Annotated in this window: 13 protein-coding genes; 5 read left to right on the forward strand and 8 right to left on the reverse strand. The window is 72.6% G+C overall.

The features are described from left to right. On the reverse strand, positions 1–1,954 hold a 1,954-nt coding region (locus ATM99_RS01020; RefSeq protein WP_062101102.1), incomplete at its 3' end, for a right-handed parallel beta-helix repeat-containing protein. Between the two features lie 376 nt (positions 1,955–2,330). Here ATM99_RS01020 and ATM99_RS01025 point away from each other — a divergent pair. The 5 genes from ATM99_RS01025 (at position 2,331) to ATM99_RS01045 (ending at position 9,931) form a co-directional block, all read left to right on the forward strand. Beyond that, complete coding sequence (locus tag ATM99_RS01025) at positions 2,331–4,037, forward strand: ricin-type beta-trefoil lectin domain protein (RefSeq protein ID WP_062101103.1); 1,707 nt, start codon at positions 2,331–2,333, stop codon at positions 4,035–4,037. Beyond that, positions 4,034–5,854 (forward strand): family 43 glycosylhydrolase, encoded by a 1,821-nt coding sequence (locus ATM99_RS01030; protein ID WP_150118044.1) that lies wholly within the window; start codon positions 4,034–4,036, stop codon positions 5,852–5,854. Before ATM99_RS01025 ends, ATM99_RS01030 begins: the two co-directional genes overlap by 4 nt. 185 nt (positions 5,855–6,039) lie before the next feature. Next, positions 6,040–6,411 (forward strand): carboxymuconolactone decarboxylase family protein, encoded by a 372-nt coding sequence (locus ATM99_RS01035; RefSeq protein ID WP_062101105.1) that lies wholly within the window; start codon positions 6,040–6,042, stop codon positions 6,409–6,411. Positions 6,412–6,609: 198 nt separating this feature from the next. Next, a complete protein-coding gene (helR, locus tag ATM99_RS01040) occupies positions 6,610–8,826 on the forward strand; it encodes an RNA polymerase recycling motor ATPase HelR (protein ID WP_062101106.1) in 2,217 nt (738 codons plus the stop codon). A 91-nt stretch (positions 8,827–8,917) separates the two neighbouring features. Further along, positions 8,918–9,931, forward strand: coding sequence for an aminoglycoside phosphotransferase family protein (locus ATM99_RS01045; RefSeq protein ID WP_062101107.1), 1,014 nt, complete (start codon positions 8,918–8,920; stop codon positions 9,929–9,931). Between the two features lie 424 nt (positions 9,932–10,355). Here the strand turns inward: ATM99_RS01045 and ATM99_RS19800 are convergent, their stop codons facing one another. From ATM99_RS19800 to ATM99_RS01075, 7 genes are all read right to left on the reverse strand, one after another. Then, a complete protein-coding gene (locus ATM99_RS19800; RefSeq protein ID WP_255356767.1) occupies positions 10,356–10,487 on the reverse strand; it encodes a hypothetical protein in 132 nt (43 codons plus the stop codon). Between the two features lie 166 nt (positions 10,488–10,653). Beyond that, positions 10,654–11,634, reverse strand: a complete 981-nt coding sequence (nrdF, locus tag ATM99_RS01050) for a class 1b ribonucleoside-diphosphate reductase subunit beta (RefSeq protein WP_046531059.1) — start codon at positions 11,632–11,634, stop codon at positions 10,654–10,656. Between the two features lie 49 nt (positions 11,635–11,683). Then, positions 11,684–13,834, reverse strand: coding sequence for a class 1b ribonucleoside-diphosphate reductase subunit alpha (gene nrdE, locus ATM99_RS01055; RefSeq protein WP_062101108.1), 2,151 nt, complete (start codon positions 13,832–13,834; stop codon positions 11,684–11,686). Continuing rightward, positions 13,801–14,220: a class Ib ribonucleoside-diphosphate reductase assembly flavoprotein NrdI gene (gene nrdI / locus ATM99_RS01060; protein ID WP_062101109.1), complete on the reverse strand. Its 420-nt coding sequence runs from the start codon at positions 14,218–14,220 to the stop codon at positions 13,801–13,803. Before nrdI ends, nrdE begins: the two co-directional genes overlap by 34 nt. Before the next feature lie 197 nt (positions 14,221–14,417). Continuing rightward, positions 14,418–14,663 (reverse strand): glutaredoxin-like protein NrdH, encoded by a 246-nt coding sequence (gene nrdH / locus ATM99_RS01065; RefSeq protein ID WP_046529924.1) that lies wholly within the window; start codon positions 14,661–14,663, stop codon positions 14,418–14,420. Between the two features lie 407 nt (positions 14,664–15,070). Then, positions 15,071–15,292 (reverse strand): hypothetical protein, encoded by a 222-nt coding sequence (locus tag ATM99_RS01070; RefSeq protein ID WP_062101110.1) that lies wholly within the window; start codon positions 15,290–15,292, stop codon positions 15,071–15,073. A gap of 130 nt (positions 15,293–15,422) precedes the next feature. Then, complete coding sequence (locus tag ATM99_RS01075) at positions 15,423–17,279, reverse strand: AAA family ATPase (protein ID WP_062101111.1); 1,857 nt, start codon at positions 17,277–17,279, stop codon at positions 15,423–15,425. Positions 17,280–17,499 lie beyond the last annotated feature (220 nt).

Below are 17,499 nucleotides of genomic sequence, written 5' to 3' on the forward strand. Positions count from 1 at the left end.
CGCGGACGCGCGCTCCGCTCAGACCGCCCGCGAGCGGGCCGGCCGGCGTGGGGCCGGTGACCTGCGTGCCCTCGAGGTCGGTGCCGAGGCGGACGGGCGAGCCGTCCGGGTCCTCGAACTCGGCGCCGACGAACCGCACGGGCGGCAGGTCGGCGCCCGTGACGACGTCGAGCACGGCGGCGTCGGCGCCGGGCACGTCGACCTCGAGCCACACCTCGTCGCCCGACGTGACGACCTCGAGGCGCGCGGGCCCGTCGAGCACGACCGCGTCGGTCTCGACGTCGGCCGGGCGCGTGCCGCCCGCGTACACGTTGCCGCGCGCGAGGTACGGCTGCACGCGGCCCGTGAACCGCGTGTGGTCGCCGTCCCAGCGGTCGCCCATCTCGGTGAGGTACTGCTCGAGCGACGTCGGGTAGCCGTCGTACGCGGCCGTGCCGACGCCGGCACCGATGCGGCCCCACGTCTCGGACGAGTACGCGGTGTCGAGGTCGCCGCCGACGAACACGTTGCCGACCCAGCGGTCGTCGCCGCACACGATGATCGCGTAGCCCGCGACCTGCGTGGAGTGCGGCCGGTGGTACGGGGTCGCGCGGTCGAGCATCTGCTTGAGGCCCACCGTGCCCGCGAGCAGGTTGTTGACGTACGCGCCGCCCTGGCTGTGGTTCTCGACCGAGACGGGCGAGGTCAGCACGTTGTGGTCGACGACGTAGGGGCCGTGGCTGACCTCGACGAACAGGTCGCGGCTGTTGCCCCACAGCACGTTGCGCGTGATGCGTGTGCCCTGCGTCTGCCAGTCCAGCCAGATGCCGAGCGAGCAGTCGTGGATGCGGTTGTCCGCGATGACGACGTCGATGGGCGCGTGCAGCTTGATGCCCGCGATCTCGTGCCCGTAGAACGCGCGGTCGTTGGCGATGTCGTGGATGTGGTTGCCCTCGATGCGCGAGAACACGCAGCCCAGGTGCCCGACCACGGCGTTCTGCCCGCAGTGGTGGATGTGGTTGTTGCGCACGACGTGCGAGCCGATGTGCTCGCGGTCCCAGCCGATCTGCCGCGCCGAGAACACGGACTCGAGCTGGTACTGGTAGCCGGGCTTGTCGCCGCGGTCGGTCGCGTAGTTGTCACCCGTGGACGCCTCCTTGCCCAGCGAGACCGCCGAGCACGTCGCGTCGTGGATGTCGTTGTCCTCGATGACCCAGCCGCGCGCCCAGTTGGGGCCGACGAGGCCGGGCTGGTTCGCGGTGGGCGGGGCCCACTGCGTCGCGGCCTGGCACAGCTCGAAGCCGCGCACGGTGATGAAGTCGACGTGGTGGTCGGCGGGAAAGAACACCGCGGGGCGGACGTTGACCTCGACGAGCGACGCGTTCGGGTCGGCGTCGCCGAAGCTCGCGGTGACGGTCGTGACGTCGGCGCCGACCTCGGCGTGCCAGACGCGCGGCGTCCAGTCGGGGTCCGGGACGGGCACGACGGTGCCGGTCCAGTCGTCGACCTGCTCGGTGCGGCGCGGGGCGTCGGCGACCGCGTCGGCCGTCGCGACCTCGTGCAGGCGGCGGCCGTCGAGGTAGACGGCGCCCAGGTGCTGCTTGGGGTCGTCGCGCCCGGGGCGCACGATCCAGTCGCCGTCGATCTCGACGGCGAACGGGTTGAGGTCGCCGAACAGCGCGTTCGGGATCTCGACCCGCCACACGCCGCCGCCGAGCGGCTGCCAGCCGGTGACCTGCTCGGCGCCGGTGATGCGCACGTGCTCGCCGGGCGCGGCCTGGTAGGTGATGCGACGGTGCTCGCCGGTGCCGCCGCGGCGCGGGCGGACCCACTCGCGGTACGTGCCGGCGTGGACCGTCACCGTGTCGCCGGGCCGCGCGAGCTGCGCGGCGCGGTCGATGGTCCGCAGCGGCGCGTCGTGCGTGCCGGCTGCGTCGTCGGAGCCGTCGATGGAGACGTGGAGAACGTTTGCCATGCGCTGACACTACCTGCGCGCACGGCCACTTCCCAGAGGTCGTCGGCGAACCGCTTCACCACTGTAGCGACGCGCGCGCCGTGCGACCCGGGACCCGCGCGGCGCGTCCGGCCCGGGCACCCACGCGCGGCCCGCCACGGCGCTGCCCGCACACCCCGCCGGCCACGCGTCCGACGCCGCTCGAAGCGTTTCAACCCCTCGACGGCGCCCCGCCGGAGCAGCATCGTCAGGCGTGGTTGTGAACGTTCACGGTCGGTGAGCGGCGTCCCGGGCGACGGAGCCCGGGCACCCGTCGCCGCCGTGACGCCCGACGGACACCGACGTCCGCCGGGTCGGTCCGGCCCGCCCGCGGGCCCCGTCCGCCCAGGAGACGCCCGTGCACCGCACCCGCCCACGCCCGCGCTCGCGCACCCGCGCGCTCGTCCTCACGCTCGCGCTGCTCGCGGCGCCCCTCGCGGGCCTCGCGGCGCCGACCGGCCCCGCGGCCGCGTCCCCCGCGGCGTCCGCCGCCCTCGCGGCGGCACCCGCCCCCACCGTCGACGAGCCGGCGCCGCTGCCGCCGCTCGGGTGGAACTCGTGGAACACGTTCTACTGCAACATCAACGAGCAGATGATCCGCCAGGCGGCCGACGCGATGGTCAGCTCCGGCATGGCCGCCGCGGGCTACCAGTACGTCGTGGTCGACGACTGCTGGATGCAGGACACGCGCGGCCCCGACGGCAACCTGCGACCCAACACCACGCGGTTCCCGTCCGGCATGAAGGCGCTCGGCGACTACATCCACTCCAAGGGCCTGAAGTTCGGGCTGTACCACGCGCCGCGCGAGAAGACGTGCGACCAGTACTTCAACAACCGCCCCGGCACGTCCTCCAACGGCAACGAGACGCGCGACGCTCAGCTGTTCGTGTCGTGGGGCGTCGACTACGTCAAGCACGACTGGTGCGACCCGCGCGGCAACGTGCAGGAGCAGGCGGCGCTGTTCAAGAAGTTCGGCGACGCGCTCAAGGCCACCGGGCGGCCCATCGTCTACTCGATCAACCCCAACAGCGCGCACGACAACACCGCACCGACGTACTCCGGCTGGGGCGCGTTCGCCGACATGTGGCGCACGTCCGAGGACCTCAAGGACGCGTGGTCGACCGGCTGCCCGCCGTCGGACCAGTGGTGCTTCGTCGGCATCACCGAGGCGCTCGACATCATCGAGCCGATGCGCGAGTGGACGAAGCCGGGGCAGTACAACGACCCCGACATGCTCATGGTCGGCGTGCGCAACAGCCTCAACGCCACCGAGAACCGCGCGCACATGAGCATGTGGGCGATGCTCTCGGCGCCGCTCATCGCCGGCAACGACATCCGGAACATGACCGCCGACGTGCGGTCGGTCCTCACCAACGGCGACGTGCTCGCGATCGACCAGGACCCGCTCGTGCGGCAGGCCGACCGCGTGCGCGACGACGGCGACGCCGAGGTGTGGGTCAAGCCGCTCGCCGACGGCTCGGCCGCCGTCGCGCTGCTCAACCGCGGCAACGGCCAGCGGTCGATCTCGGCGACGCTCGCCGAGGCGGGCCTGGGCGCGGGCACCGCGTCCTACCGCGAGCTGTGGACCGGCGCGACGGGCCAGACGTCCGACCGGATCACCGCGACGGTCCCCGCGCACGGCGTCGCGCTCTACCGCGTCACGCCCGGCACGACGTCGCCCGGCACGTCGACGACGACCCTGGTCAGCGCCGCGTCGGGCCGCTGCCTCGACGCCCCGAACGGCGCGACCGCCAACGGGACGCGCCCGGTGATCTGGGACTGCCACGGCGGCACCAACCAGCGGTGGACGGCCGACGGTGCGACGCTGCGCGTGCTCGGCCGCTGCCTCGACGCCCCGAACGGCGCGACCGCCGGGACGGCCGTGCAGCTGTACGACTGCCACGGCGGCACCAACCAGCAGTGGACCACGCAGGCGAACGGCACGATCCGCGGCGTCGCGTCGGGGCTCTGCCTCGACGTCGACCGCAACCTCACCGCCAACGGCACGGGGGTGCTGCTGTGGACGTGCACCGGCGCGGCCAACCAGGTGTGGAGCCGGCGGTGAGGCGCTGGCGGGCCGCGGCGCTGGCCGCGGTCGCGCTGCTGCTGCCCGTGGCGCTCACGTCACCGGCGGCGGCCGACAACCCGATCGTCCAGACCGTGTACACGGCCGACCCCGCGCCGCTCGTCCACGACGGGCGCCTGTACGTGTACACGAGCCACGACGAGGACGGCTCGACGTACTTCACGATGAAGGACTGGCGCGTCTTCTCGACGACCGACATGGCCAACTGGACCGACCACGGCTCCCCCATGGGGCTGGCGACGTTCGCGTGGGCCGAGGCCGACGCGTGGGCCGGTCAGGTCGTCGAGCGCGACGGGAAGTTCTTCTTCTACGTGCCCGTCAAGCAGCGCGGCGGCGGCATGGTCATCGGCGTCGGCGTCTCCGACAGCCCGACGGGGCCGTTCCGGGACGCGATCGGGCGTCCCCTGGTCGGCAACGGCGAGATCGACCCGACCGTGATGATCGACGACGACGGGCAGGCGTACCTCTACTGGGGCAACCCGAACCTCTGGTACGTCAAGCTCAACCGCGACATGGTGTCGTACTCCGGCAGCCCCACCCGGATCCCGCTGACGACGGCCGGGTTCGGCACCCGCCCGGGCAACGTCGCGAACCGGCCCACGCTCTACGAGGAGGGGCCGTGGGTGTACAAGCGCGACGGCACCTACTACAACGTGTTCGCGGCCGAGTGCTGCAGCGAGTTCATCGGCTACTCGACGGCGCCCGGGCCCACCGGCCCGTGGACGTACCGCGGCACCGTCATGCCGAAGCAGGGCAGCAGCTTCACCAACCACCCGGGGGTCGTGGACTACCGGGGCAGGTCGTACTTCTTCTACCACAACGGCGCGCTGCCGGGCGGGGGCGGGTTCACGCGGTCCGTCGCGGTCGAGCAGTTCACGTACGGCGCCGACGGGTCGATCCCGCTCATGAACATGACCACCGCGGGACCGCCGCAGATCGAGCCGCTCGACCCGTACGTCACGCAGCAGGCCGAGACCGTGGCCTGGGCGAGCGGCGTCGAGACCGAGCGCGCGACCGAGGGCGGGCTCAACCTCGCGTTCATCGGGAACGGCGACTGGGTGCGCGTCAAGGGCGTCGCGTTCGGGTCCGGCGCGGCGTCGTTCAGCGCACGCGTCGCGTCGGCCACGAGCGGCGGACGCATCGAGGTGCGGCTCGACAGCGCGTCAGGGCCGGTGGTGGGCACGTGCACGGTGCCCGGCACGGGCGGGTGGCAGACGTGGACGACCGTGACGTGCCCGGTCAGCGGCGCGACCGGCACGCGCGACCTCGTGCTGCGGTTCGCGGGCGGCAGCGGCGAGCTGTTCAACGTGGGGAGCTGGCAGTTCACGCGCGGCGGGGGCACGACGCCGACCCCCACCCCGACGCCCACGCCCGGGGCCGGTGACGTGCGGGTCGTCAACCGCGCGAGCGGCAAGGTCATGGACGTGCAGCAGCCCAACCGCGACGACGCCGCGGTGGTCGGCCAGTGGGCGAGCAACGGGCAGCCGTGGCAGCGCTGGCAGGTGGTGGACGCCGGCGGCGGGTACGTGTCGCTGCGGTCCGTGAACAGCGGCAAGTGCCTCGACGTGACCGGCGCGTCGACCGCCGACGGCGCGCGGCTCATCCAGTACACGTGCCACGGCCGCACCAACCAGCAGTTCTCCTGGCGGTCGACGGGCGACGGGTACGAGCAGCTCGTCAACCGGGCCAGCGGCCGGTGCGTCGGCGTCGTCGGCGCGTCGACCGCGGACGGTGCGGCGCTCGAGCAGCGCACGTGCACGTCGGCCGCGACGTTCCAGTGGAGCCGCGCGTCGTGAGGCGGCCGGGGTGACTCTGCGGGCGGGTCGTGGCGGTGGCGCCGCGACCCGCCCTCCCGGCGGCCTCGCGGGTCGCGGGCAGGTCGCCGGGGACCTACGTCCGCCGCCGCTGCGGGCGGCCGGTCGTACGTTCGCGGTGCAGCGGGCCGGCAGCACGCCGCCCGGCACCACGGAGGGACGGCGTCATGAGCGTGTCCGAGGCTTTCCAGGCATTCGCGCGCGAGACCCCCGAGCAGTTCGGTGTGTGGGTGCGCGCGGTCGGCGAGCTCGGCGACGCGAGCGCGCTCGACGAGCGCACGCAGGAGCTCGCCTACCTGGCGGTGCTCGCGGCGACAGGGCTGCACTCGGGCCTGGACTTCCACACACGGCGCGCGCTCGAGCTCGGCGCGAGCCGGGACGAGGTGCTGTCGGCGGTGCTCGTCGGGCTGCCCGCGGCGGGCAACCGCGTGACGTCGGCGCTGCCGCACGTGCTCGCCGCGTGCCCCGCGCGCGACGACGCCGCGGGCTCGGACGACACGACCGGACCCGACGGCACGACGGAGCCGTCGCCCGCCTGAGACCCGCGCGCCCGCCCGGGGCCCCACGGCCGACGGCTGCGGCACCGACCCGTGCCGTGCTCGTCGTCTCCCCCGCCACATCCACCATACGTCCAGGTGGGGGGCTTGCGGCAAGGCCCCCACCAGGGCGCAGGATCGTCGACCCGTGCCCGCGCACCGACCCGCGCGCGGAGCGGCCGACCCAGCGGAGACGATGCCGTGAACACGCCCGTGACCAGCCCTTTCGCGCTGCCCGCGACCCTGTCCGCCAAGGCCGACCCCGCGCTCGTCGCGCAGGACGCGGCGCACCTCGCCGCGGTGGCCGACGCGCTGCGCGCGCAGCTCGCCGACGCGCGCGCACGCCTCGACGACGCACGCCGCACGCCGACCCGCACGGGCACGGCCGCGCTCGAGCGCGACCAGGAGGTGCACCGCCTCACCGCACGGGTGCGGCTGCTGCGCCGGTTCGGGCCCGACGTCTGCCTGGGCCGCACGGTCGCGGCCGACGGCACGCGCACGTACGTCGGCCGCATCGGCCTCACCGACCTCGACGGCACGCGCCTGCTCGTGGACTGGCGCTCGCCGCTCGCGGCGCCGTTCTTCGCGGCCACGGTCGCGCACCCCCTCGGGCTGGTGAGCCGGCGCCGGTACCGGTGGTCGGGCGGGCGGGTCGTCGACTACTGGGACGAGGTGCTGACGCCCGACGCGCACGCCGACGGCGTCGCGCCCGACGACCAGTCGGCGTTCCTCGCGAGCCTCGGCGAGGACCGCTCCGACCGCATGCGGGACGTGCTCACGACGATCGCCACGGACCAGGACGCCGCGATCCGCGCCGACGCGCGCGGCACGCTCGTGGTCGACGGCGGGCCGGGCACCGGCAAGACGGTCGTCGCGCTGCACCGCGCGGCGTACCTGCTGCACGCCGACCCGCACCTCGCGCGGCACGGCGGCGTGCTCGTGGTCGGCCCGCACCGGCCGTACCTCGACTACGTCGCGGACGTGCTGCCGAGCCTCGGCGAGGACGGCGTGGTGACGTGCACGCTGCGGGACCTGGTGCCCGAGGGCGCGCACGCGCGGCCCGAGCCGGACCCGCGCGTCGCGGCGCTGAAGTCGACCGTCGCGATGGTCGACGCGGTCGAGCCCGCCGTCGCGTTCTCGGAGCGCCCGCCGACGGCCGACCTGGTGGTCGGGACCCCGTGGGCGGACGTCGTGCTGACCGCCGCCGACTGGGCGGACGCGTTCGCGTCGGTCGAGCCGGGCACGCCGCACGACGAGGCGCGCGACCAGGTGTGGGAGACGCTCGCCGCGCTCGTCGTCGAGCGGCACGACGCGGACGTGCCGACCGCCGAGCTGCGCCGCGCGCTGACCCGCAACCGCGAGCTGACGCGCACGTTCGGGCGGCACTGGCCGCTGCTGGACGGCCCCGACGTCGTCGCCGACCTGTGGTCGGTGCCTGCCTACCTGCGGCTGTGCGCGCCCTGGCTGACCCCCGACGAGGTGCGCGCGCTGCAGCGCGACGACCCGCACGCGTGGACCGACGCCGACCTGCCGCTGCTCGACGCCGCACGCCGCCGCGTGGGCGACCCCGAGGCACCGCGCCGCGCGCGCGAGCGGGACGCCGCGGAGGCCGCCGACCGCGAGTACATGGCGGACGTCGTGGACTACCTCGCGTCGAACGACGACTCGGAGCTGGGCCTCATGAAGTCGCTCGCGCAGGGCGACCTGCGCGAGGCGCTCGTCGACCACGAGACGGTCGAGCGGCCCACGCCCGACCGGCTCGCGGGGCCGTTCGCGCACGTCGTGGTGGACGAGGCGCAGGAGCTCACCGACGCGCAGTGGCAGATGCTGCTTGCACGGTGCCCGTCGCGGTCGTTCACGGTCGTGGGCGACCGCGCGCAGGCGCGCGCGGGGTTCGTCGAGCCGTGGACCGCGCGGCTGACGCGCGTGGGTCTGCGTGACGTCGACGTCGCGACCCTCACCGTGAACTACCGGACGCCCGCCGAGATCATGGCCGCCGCCGAGCCCGTGATCCGCGCGGCCGTGCCGGACGCGAACGTGCCGACGTCGATCCGCGCGACCGGCGTGCCCGTGCGGCACGGGGCCGTGGCGGACCTCGACGCGCTGCTCGACGCGTGGCTCGCGGCGCACGCCACGGGGGTCGTGTGCGTCATCGGGGCGGACGCCGCCGAGGCGGACGTCGTCGGGTCGGGCGTCGTCGGGTCGGGCGACGTCGGGTCGGGCGACGTCGGGGCGGGCGACGTCGCCGCGCGGGACCGCGTGCGGTCGCTCACGCCGACGCTCGCGAAGGGCCTGGAGTTCGACCTCGTCGTGCTCGTCGACCCGGGCGCATGGGGCGAGGACGTCGCGGCGACGGTCGACCGGTACGTCGCGATGACGCGCGCGACATCCGAGCTCGTGGTGCTCGGTGCGGCGTGAGCACCCGCGTGCCGGCGGCGGCCGCGACGCTGGCTAGGGTGACGAGGACACGTGGCCGACCCCGGCCCCGGACCGACGCGAGGACTCCCCGATGCGCAGCGCCACCAAGGTCGAGGTCGACCGCCCCACGCTCGAGACGCTCGTGCGCGAGATCCTGGGCACGGAGTCACCCGTCGCGGACGTCCGGCCGCTGACCGACGGCATGTTCAACGCCGCGTACGCGGTCACGCTGGCCGACGGGTCGCGCGCGGTCGTCAAGGTCGCACCGCCCGCGGGCACGCCGCTGCTCACCTACGAGCAGGACCTCATGCCGGCGGAGGTCGACTTCTTCCGCCGCGCGGCGGGCGTCGTGCCGGTGCCGCAGGTGCTGGGCGTCGACCTGACCCGCCGGCACGTGGACCGCGACGTGCTGGTGCTGCAGCACCTCGACGGGGCGCCGCTGCACAACCTGCGCCGCGACCTGAGCCCCGAGCAGACGGCCGCCGTGCGGCGCGAGCTCGGCGGCGCGGTCGCACGGCTGCGCACGGTCACGGGCACGCGGTTCGGGTACGTCCGGCCCGACGGCGCGCTGTCGGCCGACCGCTGGTCGGTGGCGTTCGCGGCGATGGTCGACGCGCTGCTGGCCGACGCCGACCGGTACGGCGTGCGCCTGCCGCGCTCGGCGGCCGGGCTGTCGGAGCGGGTCACGGCGGCCGCGCCCGAGCTCGACACCGTCGAGGTGCCCGTGCTCACGCACTTCGACCTGTGGGCGGGCAACGTGTTCGTCGCGCGGTCGGCTGGCACCGCGCGCCTCGAGGCGCTCATCGACGGCGAGCGCGCGTTCTGGGGCGACCCGCTGGCCGAGCTCGCGTCGACCGCGCTGTTCGCGAACCCCGCCAAGGACTTCGACTTCCTCGACGGGTACGCGCAGGCCGCCGGCGAGCCGCTCGTGCTCGACGACCGGGCACGGCTGCGGCTCACGCTCTACCGCACCTACCTGTACCTGATCATGACGATCGAGGCCGCACCCCGCGGCTACAGCGGCGCCGAGGCCGTCGCGACAGCGGTGTACGTGCGCAAGAAGCTCAAGCGCGAGCTGAAGGCGCTGCGCGCGTCGCTGGGCTGACGCGCTCCGGCCGCCGCGGCCGCGTCAACGGCGGACCGGCGCCGCGACCTGGACGACGTGCGCGAACGGCAGGAAGTCGTCGAGGTTCGCCGTCAGGACGGTGGCGCCGCGCCGTGGTCGACCGCGTCGAGGTCCTCGTGCAGCCGCTGCGCCGCGTCGGGCGTCAGCGGTGTGATCACCGCCAGCTCCGCTCCTTGCACCCACGGGTGCGGGCCTGGGGCTGGAGGCACGAAGGCGGCAGCGGTCGGTTGGCCGAGCATGGTCCCCTCGGCGGGCCCATCAGAGGCAAGGAGCTGGCGTCGCACCGCCCGAGGGCTCCGCTCGACGTCTCGGTTCCCCGCCGTGGCCACGTCCCCACCCTAGACAGAGGCGCGAGTACGTGGGACGGCCTCCTCGCACTTGTGGCAGATCATCCGCCTGCACCTCAGGGGACGACCGCGTCGCCAGCGTCGTCGGGGCTGCTGTCCTCGCCGTCGACGGGCTCGGGGTCCGGGTCGGTGAGGCGCTCGAGCACGTCCGGCGTGCCGTCGACGGGCTCGGGGTGCTGCTCGCTCATGCGTCCTCCCGGGGTGTGCGGCGGGTTCGTCCCACGCTCGCACCGGGGGTGCGAGCGCGCACCCGGGCGCGCCCACCCCGACCCACCGCGCCTGCGGACGTAGACGGACGACGACAGCCCCGGCGGAGAACCCGCCGGGGCCGTGGTCACGCCGTGCCGGACCGGATCAGAAGTCCCAGTCCTCGTCCTCGGTGTTGACGGCCTTGCCGATGACGTACGACGAGCCCGACCCGGAGAAGAAGTCGTGGTTCTCGTCGGCGTTGGGGCTCAGCGCCGAGAGGATCGCCGGGTTGACGTCCGTCTCGTCGCGCGGGAACAGAGCCTCGTAGCCGAGGTTCATGAGGGCCTTGTTGGCGTTGTAGCGCAGGAACTTCTTGACGTCCTCGGTGAGGCCGAGCTCGTCGTACAGGTCCTGCGTGTACTCCACCTCGTTGTCGTACAGCTCGAAGAGCAGCTCGAACGTGTAGTCCTTGAGCTCGGCGCGCTCGGCCGGGGAGACCAGCTCGAGGCCCTTCTGGAACTTGTAGCCGATGTAGTACCCGTGCACGGCCTCGTCGCGGATGATGAGGCGGATCAGGTCGGCCGTGTTGGTGAGCTTGGCGCGCGACGCCCAGTACATGGGTGCGTAGAAGCCCGAGTAGAACAGGAACGACTCGAGCATCGTCGAGGCGACCTTGCGCTTGAGCGGCTCGTCACCCCGGTAGTAGTTGAGGACGATCTCGGCCTTGCGCTGCAGGTTCGGGTTCTCCTCCGACCAGCGGAACGCCTCGTCGATCTCCTTGGTCGACATGAGCGTCGAGAAGATCGAGGAGTACGACTTGGCGTGCACCGACTCCATGAACGCGATGTTCGTGTAGACGGCCTCCTCGTGCGGGGTCAGCGCGTCGGGGATGAGGCTGACCGCGCCGACCGTGCCCTGGATGGTGTCCAGGAGCGTGAGGCCGGTGAACACGCGGCTCGTCATGAGCTTCTCGGCGTCGGTGAGGGTCGCCCAGGACTGGATGTCGTTGGAGACCGGCACCTTCTCCGGCAGCCAGAAGTTGCCGACCAGGCGGTCCCAGACCTCGAGGTCCTTCTCGTCCTGGAGGCGGTTCCAGTTGATCGCCGACACGCGGTCGACCAGCTTCAGCTTGCCCGTGGGGCTCATCATGTCGTTCGTCCTTGGTCTCGTCGGAGGGCGTCGCGGTGTCGGGGCGTCACAGCATGCAGCTGACGCAGCCCTCGACCTCGGTGCCCTCGAGCGCCATCTGCCGCAGGCGGATGTAGTAGATCGTCTTGATGCCCTTCTTCCACGCGTAGATCTGCGCGCGGTTGAGGTCACGCGTGGTCGCGGTGTCCTTGAAGAAGAGCGTGAGCGACAGGCCCTGGTCGACGTGCTGCGTCGCCTCGGCGTACGTGTCGATGATCTTCTCGAAGCCGATCTCGTACGCGTCCTGGTAGTACTCCAGGTTGTCGTTCGTCATGAAGGGCGCCGGGTAGTAGACGCGCCCGATCTTGCCCTCCTTGCGGATCTCGATCTTCGACGCGATCGGGTGGATCGAGCTCGTCGAGTGGTTGATGTACGAGATCGAGCCGGTCGGCGGGACCGCCTGCAGGTTCTGGTTGTACAGGCCGTGCTCGGCCACCAGGGCGGCCAGCTCGCGCCAGTCGTCCTGCGTGGGGATGTGCACGCCCGCGTCGGCGAACAGCGCGGCGACGCGCTCGGTGCGCGGCTTCCACTCCTTCTCGACGTACTTCGTGAAGTACTCGCCCGTCGCGTACGTCGAGCGCTCGAAGCCGTAGAACGACGCCTTGCGCTCCTGCGCGAGCAGGTTCGACGCACGGATCGCGTGGTACGCGACCGTGTAGAAGTAGATGTTCGTGAAGTCCAGGCCCTCGTCGGAGCCGTAGAAGATCCGCTCGCGCGCCAGGTACCCGTGCAGGTTCATCTGCCCCAGGCCGATCGCGTGCCCGCCGGCGTTGGCCTTCTTGATCGACGGCACCGACTCGATGCTCGTCTGGTCCGAGACGGCCGTCAGCGCGCGGATCGCGGTCTCGACGGTCTTGCCCAGGTCGGGCGAGTCCATCGACAGCGCGATGTTCATCGACCCGAGGTTGCAGGAGATGTCGCGGCCGACCTCGGCGTAGGACAGGTCCTCGTTGAACGTCGACGGCGTCGAGACCTGCAGGATCTCCGAGCACAGGTTCGAGTGCGTGATCTTGCCCTCGATCGGGTTGGCCCGGTTCACCGTGTCCTCGAACATGACGTACGGGTACCCGGACTCGAACTGGATCTCGGCGAGGGTCTGGAAGAACTCGCGCGCGCTGATCTTGGTCTTGCGGATGCGCTTGTCGTCGACCATCTCGTAGTACTTCTCGGTGACGTTCACGTCGGCGAACGGCACACCGTAGACGCGCTCGACGTCGTACGGCGAGAAGAGGTACATCGGCTCGTTCTTCTTGGCGAGCTCGAACGTGATGTCGGGGATGACCACGCCCAGCGACAGCGTCTTGATGCGGATCTTCTCGTCCGCGTTCTCGCGCTTGGTGTCGAGGAACCGGTAGATGTCCGGGTGGTGCGCGTGCAGGTACACGGCACCGGCGCCCTGGCGCGCGCCGAGCTGGTTGGCGTAGCTGAACGAGTCCTCGAGGAGCTTCATGACGGGGATGACGCCCGAGCTCTGGTTCTCGATGTGCTTGATGGGCGCGCCGTGCTCGCGGATGTTCGACAGCAGCAGGGCCACGCCGCCGCCGCGCTTCGACAGCTGCAGCGCCGAGTTGATGCCGCGCGCGATGGACTCCATGTTGTCCTCGATGCGCAGCAGGAAGCAGGACACGGGCTCGCCGCGCTGCGCCTTGCCGAGGTTGAGGAACGTGGGCGTCGCGGGCTGGAAGCGCCCCGAGACGATCTCGTCGACCAGGCTCATGGCGAAGTCCTGGTCGCCCTCGGCGAGCGCGAGCGCGACCATGCACACGCGGTCCTCGAAGCGCTCCAGGTAGCGCTTGCCGTCGAACGTCTTGAGCGTGTACGACGTGTAGTACTTGAACGCGCCCAGGAACGTCTGGAACCGGAACTTCTTGGTGTACGCGTACTGGAACAGCGACTTGATGAACGCGCGGTCGTACTGCGCGAGCACCGCCGGGTCGTAGTACTTGTTCTCGACGAGGTAGTCCAGCTTCTCGTCGAGGTCGTGGAAGAACACCGTGTTCTGGTTCACGTGCTGCAGGAAGAACTCGCGCGCGGCCTGCCGGTCGGCGTCGAACTGGATCTTCCCGTCCGCGTCGTACAGGTTGAGCATCGCGTTCAGGGCGTGGTAGTCCAGCCCCGTCAGCTCTACGCGGGTATCTGCTGCGACTGTCGCTGCCAAAACTGCCCCAATCCCTCACGCACGCGCGTGACGTCCTCGTTGGTCCCCATGAGCTCGAAGCGGTACAGCAGCGGGACACGGCACTTGAGCGCCACGACGTCCCCCGCGATGCAGTACGCCTCGTTGAAGTTGGTGTTGCCCGCGGCGATGACGCCGCGGATGTGCGAGCGGTTGCCCTCGTCGTTGAGAAACCTGATGACCTGCTTGGGCACCGCGCCGCCCTCGTTGCCGCCGCCGTAGGTCGGCAGCACGAGCACGTACGGCTCGGTGACGTTCAGGAACCCGTCCGTGGGCCGCAGCGGGATGCGCTGCGACGCCAGGCCGAGCTTCTGGACGAACCGGTGGGTGTTGCCCGAGACCGAGGAGAAGTAGACGAGGTCAGCCACCGTCGCCCTCCTCCTCGTGTCGCGTGCCGCACCGGACCCCGGGCATGCCGAGGCCCGGCCACCTGTGCCGGGTGCGGGCCGACCGGCACCCGTGGATGCCGGTCGGCTCGTTCTTCTCGAGTGCCCGCCGGGTCGGAGCGGTCGGAGCCGGCGCCGACCCGGGGCGTGCGCGGGGCGGGACGCGGCCCGCCCGTGGGTCAGGCGACCTGCGTCGCCAGCTTCTCGGCCAGCGCCTTGATGCGGTCGGGCCGGTAGCCGGACCAGTTCTCGCCGCCGGCGACGACGACCGGTGCCTGCAGGTGCCCGAGCGACATGACGTAGTCGCGCGCGTCGGCGTCCTCGGAGATGTCGACCACGGTGTAGTCGTGGCCGAGCTTGTCGAGGGCGCGGTACGTCGCCGTGCACTGCACGCAGGCCGGCTTGCTGTACACCGTGATGGTCATTCGTCTGCTCCCCCGAGCTCGTGGTTCGTGTATCCCCTGGACGGCCGAGACACCCGGGGGCGGGTGCCGTCGAGGCACCCGAGCGAGTCGGGGCGAGCCGTCCGGGAAGACACTACACCTGGGGTCTGACAACGCAACCCACCACTAGGTGTTGTGTTACAGGTGTGTCGTTCTTCACCCTGGGGACCTCTCCGTCCCCCGCCTGTGGACACCGTCCGAGCCGCTGACGTGCAGCGATGGGCGCCGCGGGCACGGTCGGTGCGCGTCGCCCACACGTCCGTGCACAGACCGCGCCGCACCGTCCCCAGGTGGTCCACAGGGGCTTTGCGCGGGATGTCCGCCCCGGGCACGACGACGGCCGGGTGCGCGTCGTCACGCACCCGGCCGTCGACCCCGCGGTCGAGACGTCAGACGGCGGCGAGCGCGCGCCCGACGAGCGCCAGCACGCCGAGGCTCACGGCCGTCCAGGCGAGCATCGAGCCCAGCACGTAGGCGACGTAGCCGAGGCGCTGACGTGCGGTGCCCTCGAAGTAGGGGGCGGGAGCCCAGCGCACGGTCTCGACGAGGTGCCGCAGACGGGCGCGAGCGGGGAGGGCGGCGGCGGGACGGCGGTAGGTGACGGCGGACACGAGGACGCTCCTGTGGGTGCGACGGCGATGCGGGCCGGGGTCTCCGGCCCCACCATCGTCTCACGATGTGGATGGCCGGACGGGGACGAAAGGCCCCGCCGCGGCCGCTGACCACGGGCCCCGCCCGACGTCAGGCGATGCGCAGGTGCTCCGCCGGCGGCTCGGGGCGCACGCCGTCCGGACGCTCCGCGACCGCCTTCTCCAGCACCGACGTGATCTCCTCGCCCACGAGCTCGTACCGGTCGAGCAGCGCGTCCCGCAGCGCCTCCACCAGGTCCCGGTTGCTCGCGAGCAGCCGCCGCACGGTCGCCCGCGCGCTGTCGAGCACGTCCTCGAGCTGCACGCGCGCCCGCGGGTCGGCGATCACCGCCGAGACCAGGTCCTTGTCCGTCGCCGCGAACGACACGAGCGAGCCCGCCATGCCCGCCGCACCCACCATCTGCGCGGCCGTGCGGGTCGCCGCCGCGAGGTCGGAGGCCGGGCCCGTCGTCGTCTGGCCGAAGAACAGCTCCTCGGCGACCCAGCCGCCCATCGCGATCTGCACGAGCGCGCGCAGGTCGCCGCTCGTGTGCGTGTAGACCTCCTCGCAGTCGCCGTGCGCGAGCAGCCCCAGCGCCGAGCCGCGCTTGACGATCGTCAGCACCTCGAGCGTGCGGTTGGGCGCGACCAGCCACGCGGTCACCGCGTGACCCGCCTCGTGCGTCGCGATGAGCGTCCGCTCGGTCGGCGTGTACGTCACGGGGTGGCCGATGCCGACGAGCTCGGTGATGCGCGCCTGCTCGACGTCGAGGAAGCCCATGGCGTCGTCGCCGCGGCGCAGCGCGTTGACGAGCGCCTCGTCCAGCAGGTGCTCGACCATCACGGGCGTCCAGCCGCTCGTCGCGGCGGCGACACGGTCGCGGACGGCGGGCTCGTCGAGCTCCGGGTGGTGCGCGCGCCGCGCCAGGAAGTGGTCGACGAGCGCGCGCCGCCCGTGCGCGTCGGGCGGGTTGAACGTGAGCCGGCGGTCGAACCGGCCGGGGCGCAGCAGCGCCGGGTCGAGGTGGTCCGCGCGGTTGGTCGCGGCGATCAGCAGGATCGGCGCACGCGTGGGGCGCCGCTGCCTGAGCTGCCGGTGCGCGGGCAGCAGCAGGTTCACCGCCGCGACCAGCCGGTTGTAGACCTTGTCGCCGCCCACCGGCTCGTCGAACGACTGCATCTGCACCAGCAGCTCGTTGACGACGCCGCCCGTGCCCTCCGAGACCATCGCGTTCCGCACCACGCCGGCGCCCTGCCCCGCGAGCAGCGCCGACGGCGACGGCAGCCCGACGAACGCGGCCGTCGGCTCCGAGGCGAGCAGCCCGCCGCGGCGCAGCGCGATCGCGTCGATCTCCTCGATGAACCCGATCGCACCGCCCTCCTTGCGGGCGGCCGTGCGCAGCGCGCGGAAGTACGTGCGGATCTTGCGGGCCGTCGCGCCGTAGTACATCGACTGGAAGCTCGTCGCCGACACGAACAGGAACGGCACGCCCGCCTCCGCGGCCATCGCCTTGGCCGTGAGCGTCTTGCCCGTCCCGGGCGGGCCCTCGAACAGCAGGCCGCGCCGCGGCGTGCCGCCCATCTGGTCGGCGAACCGCCGGTGCGTCTGGAACAGGTCGATCGAGCGCCGCACGTCGTCGACGACCGGGTTGATGCCGACCACGTCGTCGAGCGTGACGTCGACCTGCTCGGGCCGGTACGTGACGTGCGGCGAGCGCCCCGCGCCCACCTGCGTGCCGACGAGCAGCGCGATGAGCGCGACGAAGAACAGCACGGGCGCGACGATCAACGGGTCCACGGCCGGCAGCGCGACCAGCGGGCGCCCGGTCAGCGCGGCCCACACCACGTACGCCTCGAGCGCGAGCACGACGAGGCACAGGCGGACCACGCGACGCCGCCGCACGCGCTCACGGTCGATCGCGATGTCGTGCCCGGCGAGCGGACGGCGAGTGGCAGGCGCGTCGGTCACGGGCGGTTCCCTTCGTCGGGCGACGGCCGCGCGGGCGACCGCCGCGGCCGCGGTGGTCAGCCCATCGTCGTCCGGATTGTCCGAATCGGACAACGGGCGACGCTCGCTGTCACCCGTCCGGCCCAACGCGACGCACTCGGCCCCCGCTCGCCGAGTGCACCCCGACGCCGTCGAGTGCGCCACGAGCAACGGGTGCGCTCGAGCGCGTGCCGGCGCACTC

The sequence above is a fragment of the Cellulomonas sp. B6 genome (genome assembly GCF_001462455.1).
GTDB lineage: Bacteria > Actinomycetota > Actinomycetes > Actinomycetales > Cellulomonadaceae > Cellulomonas.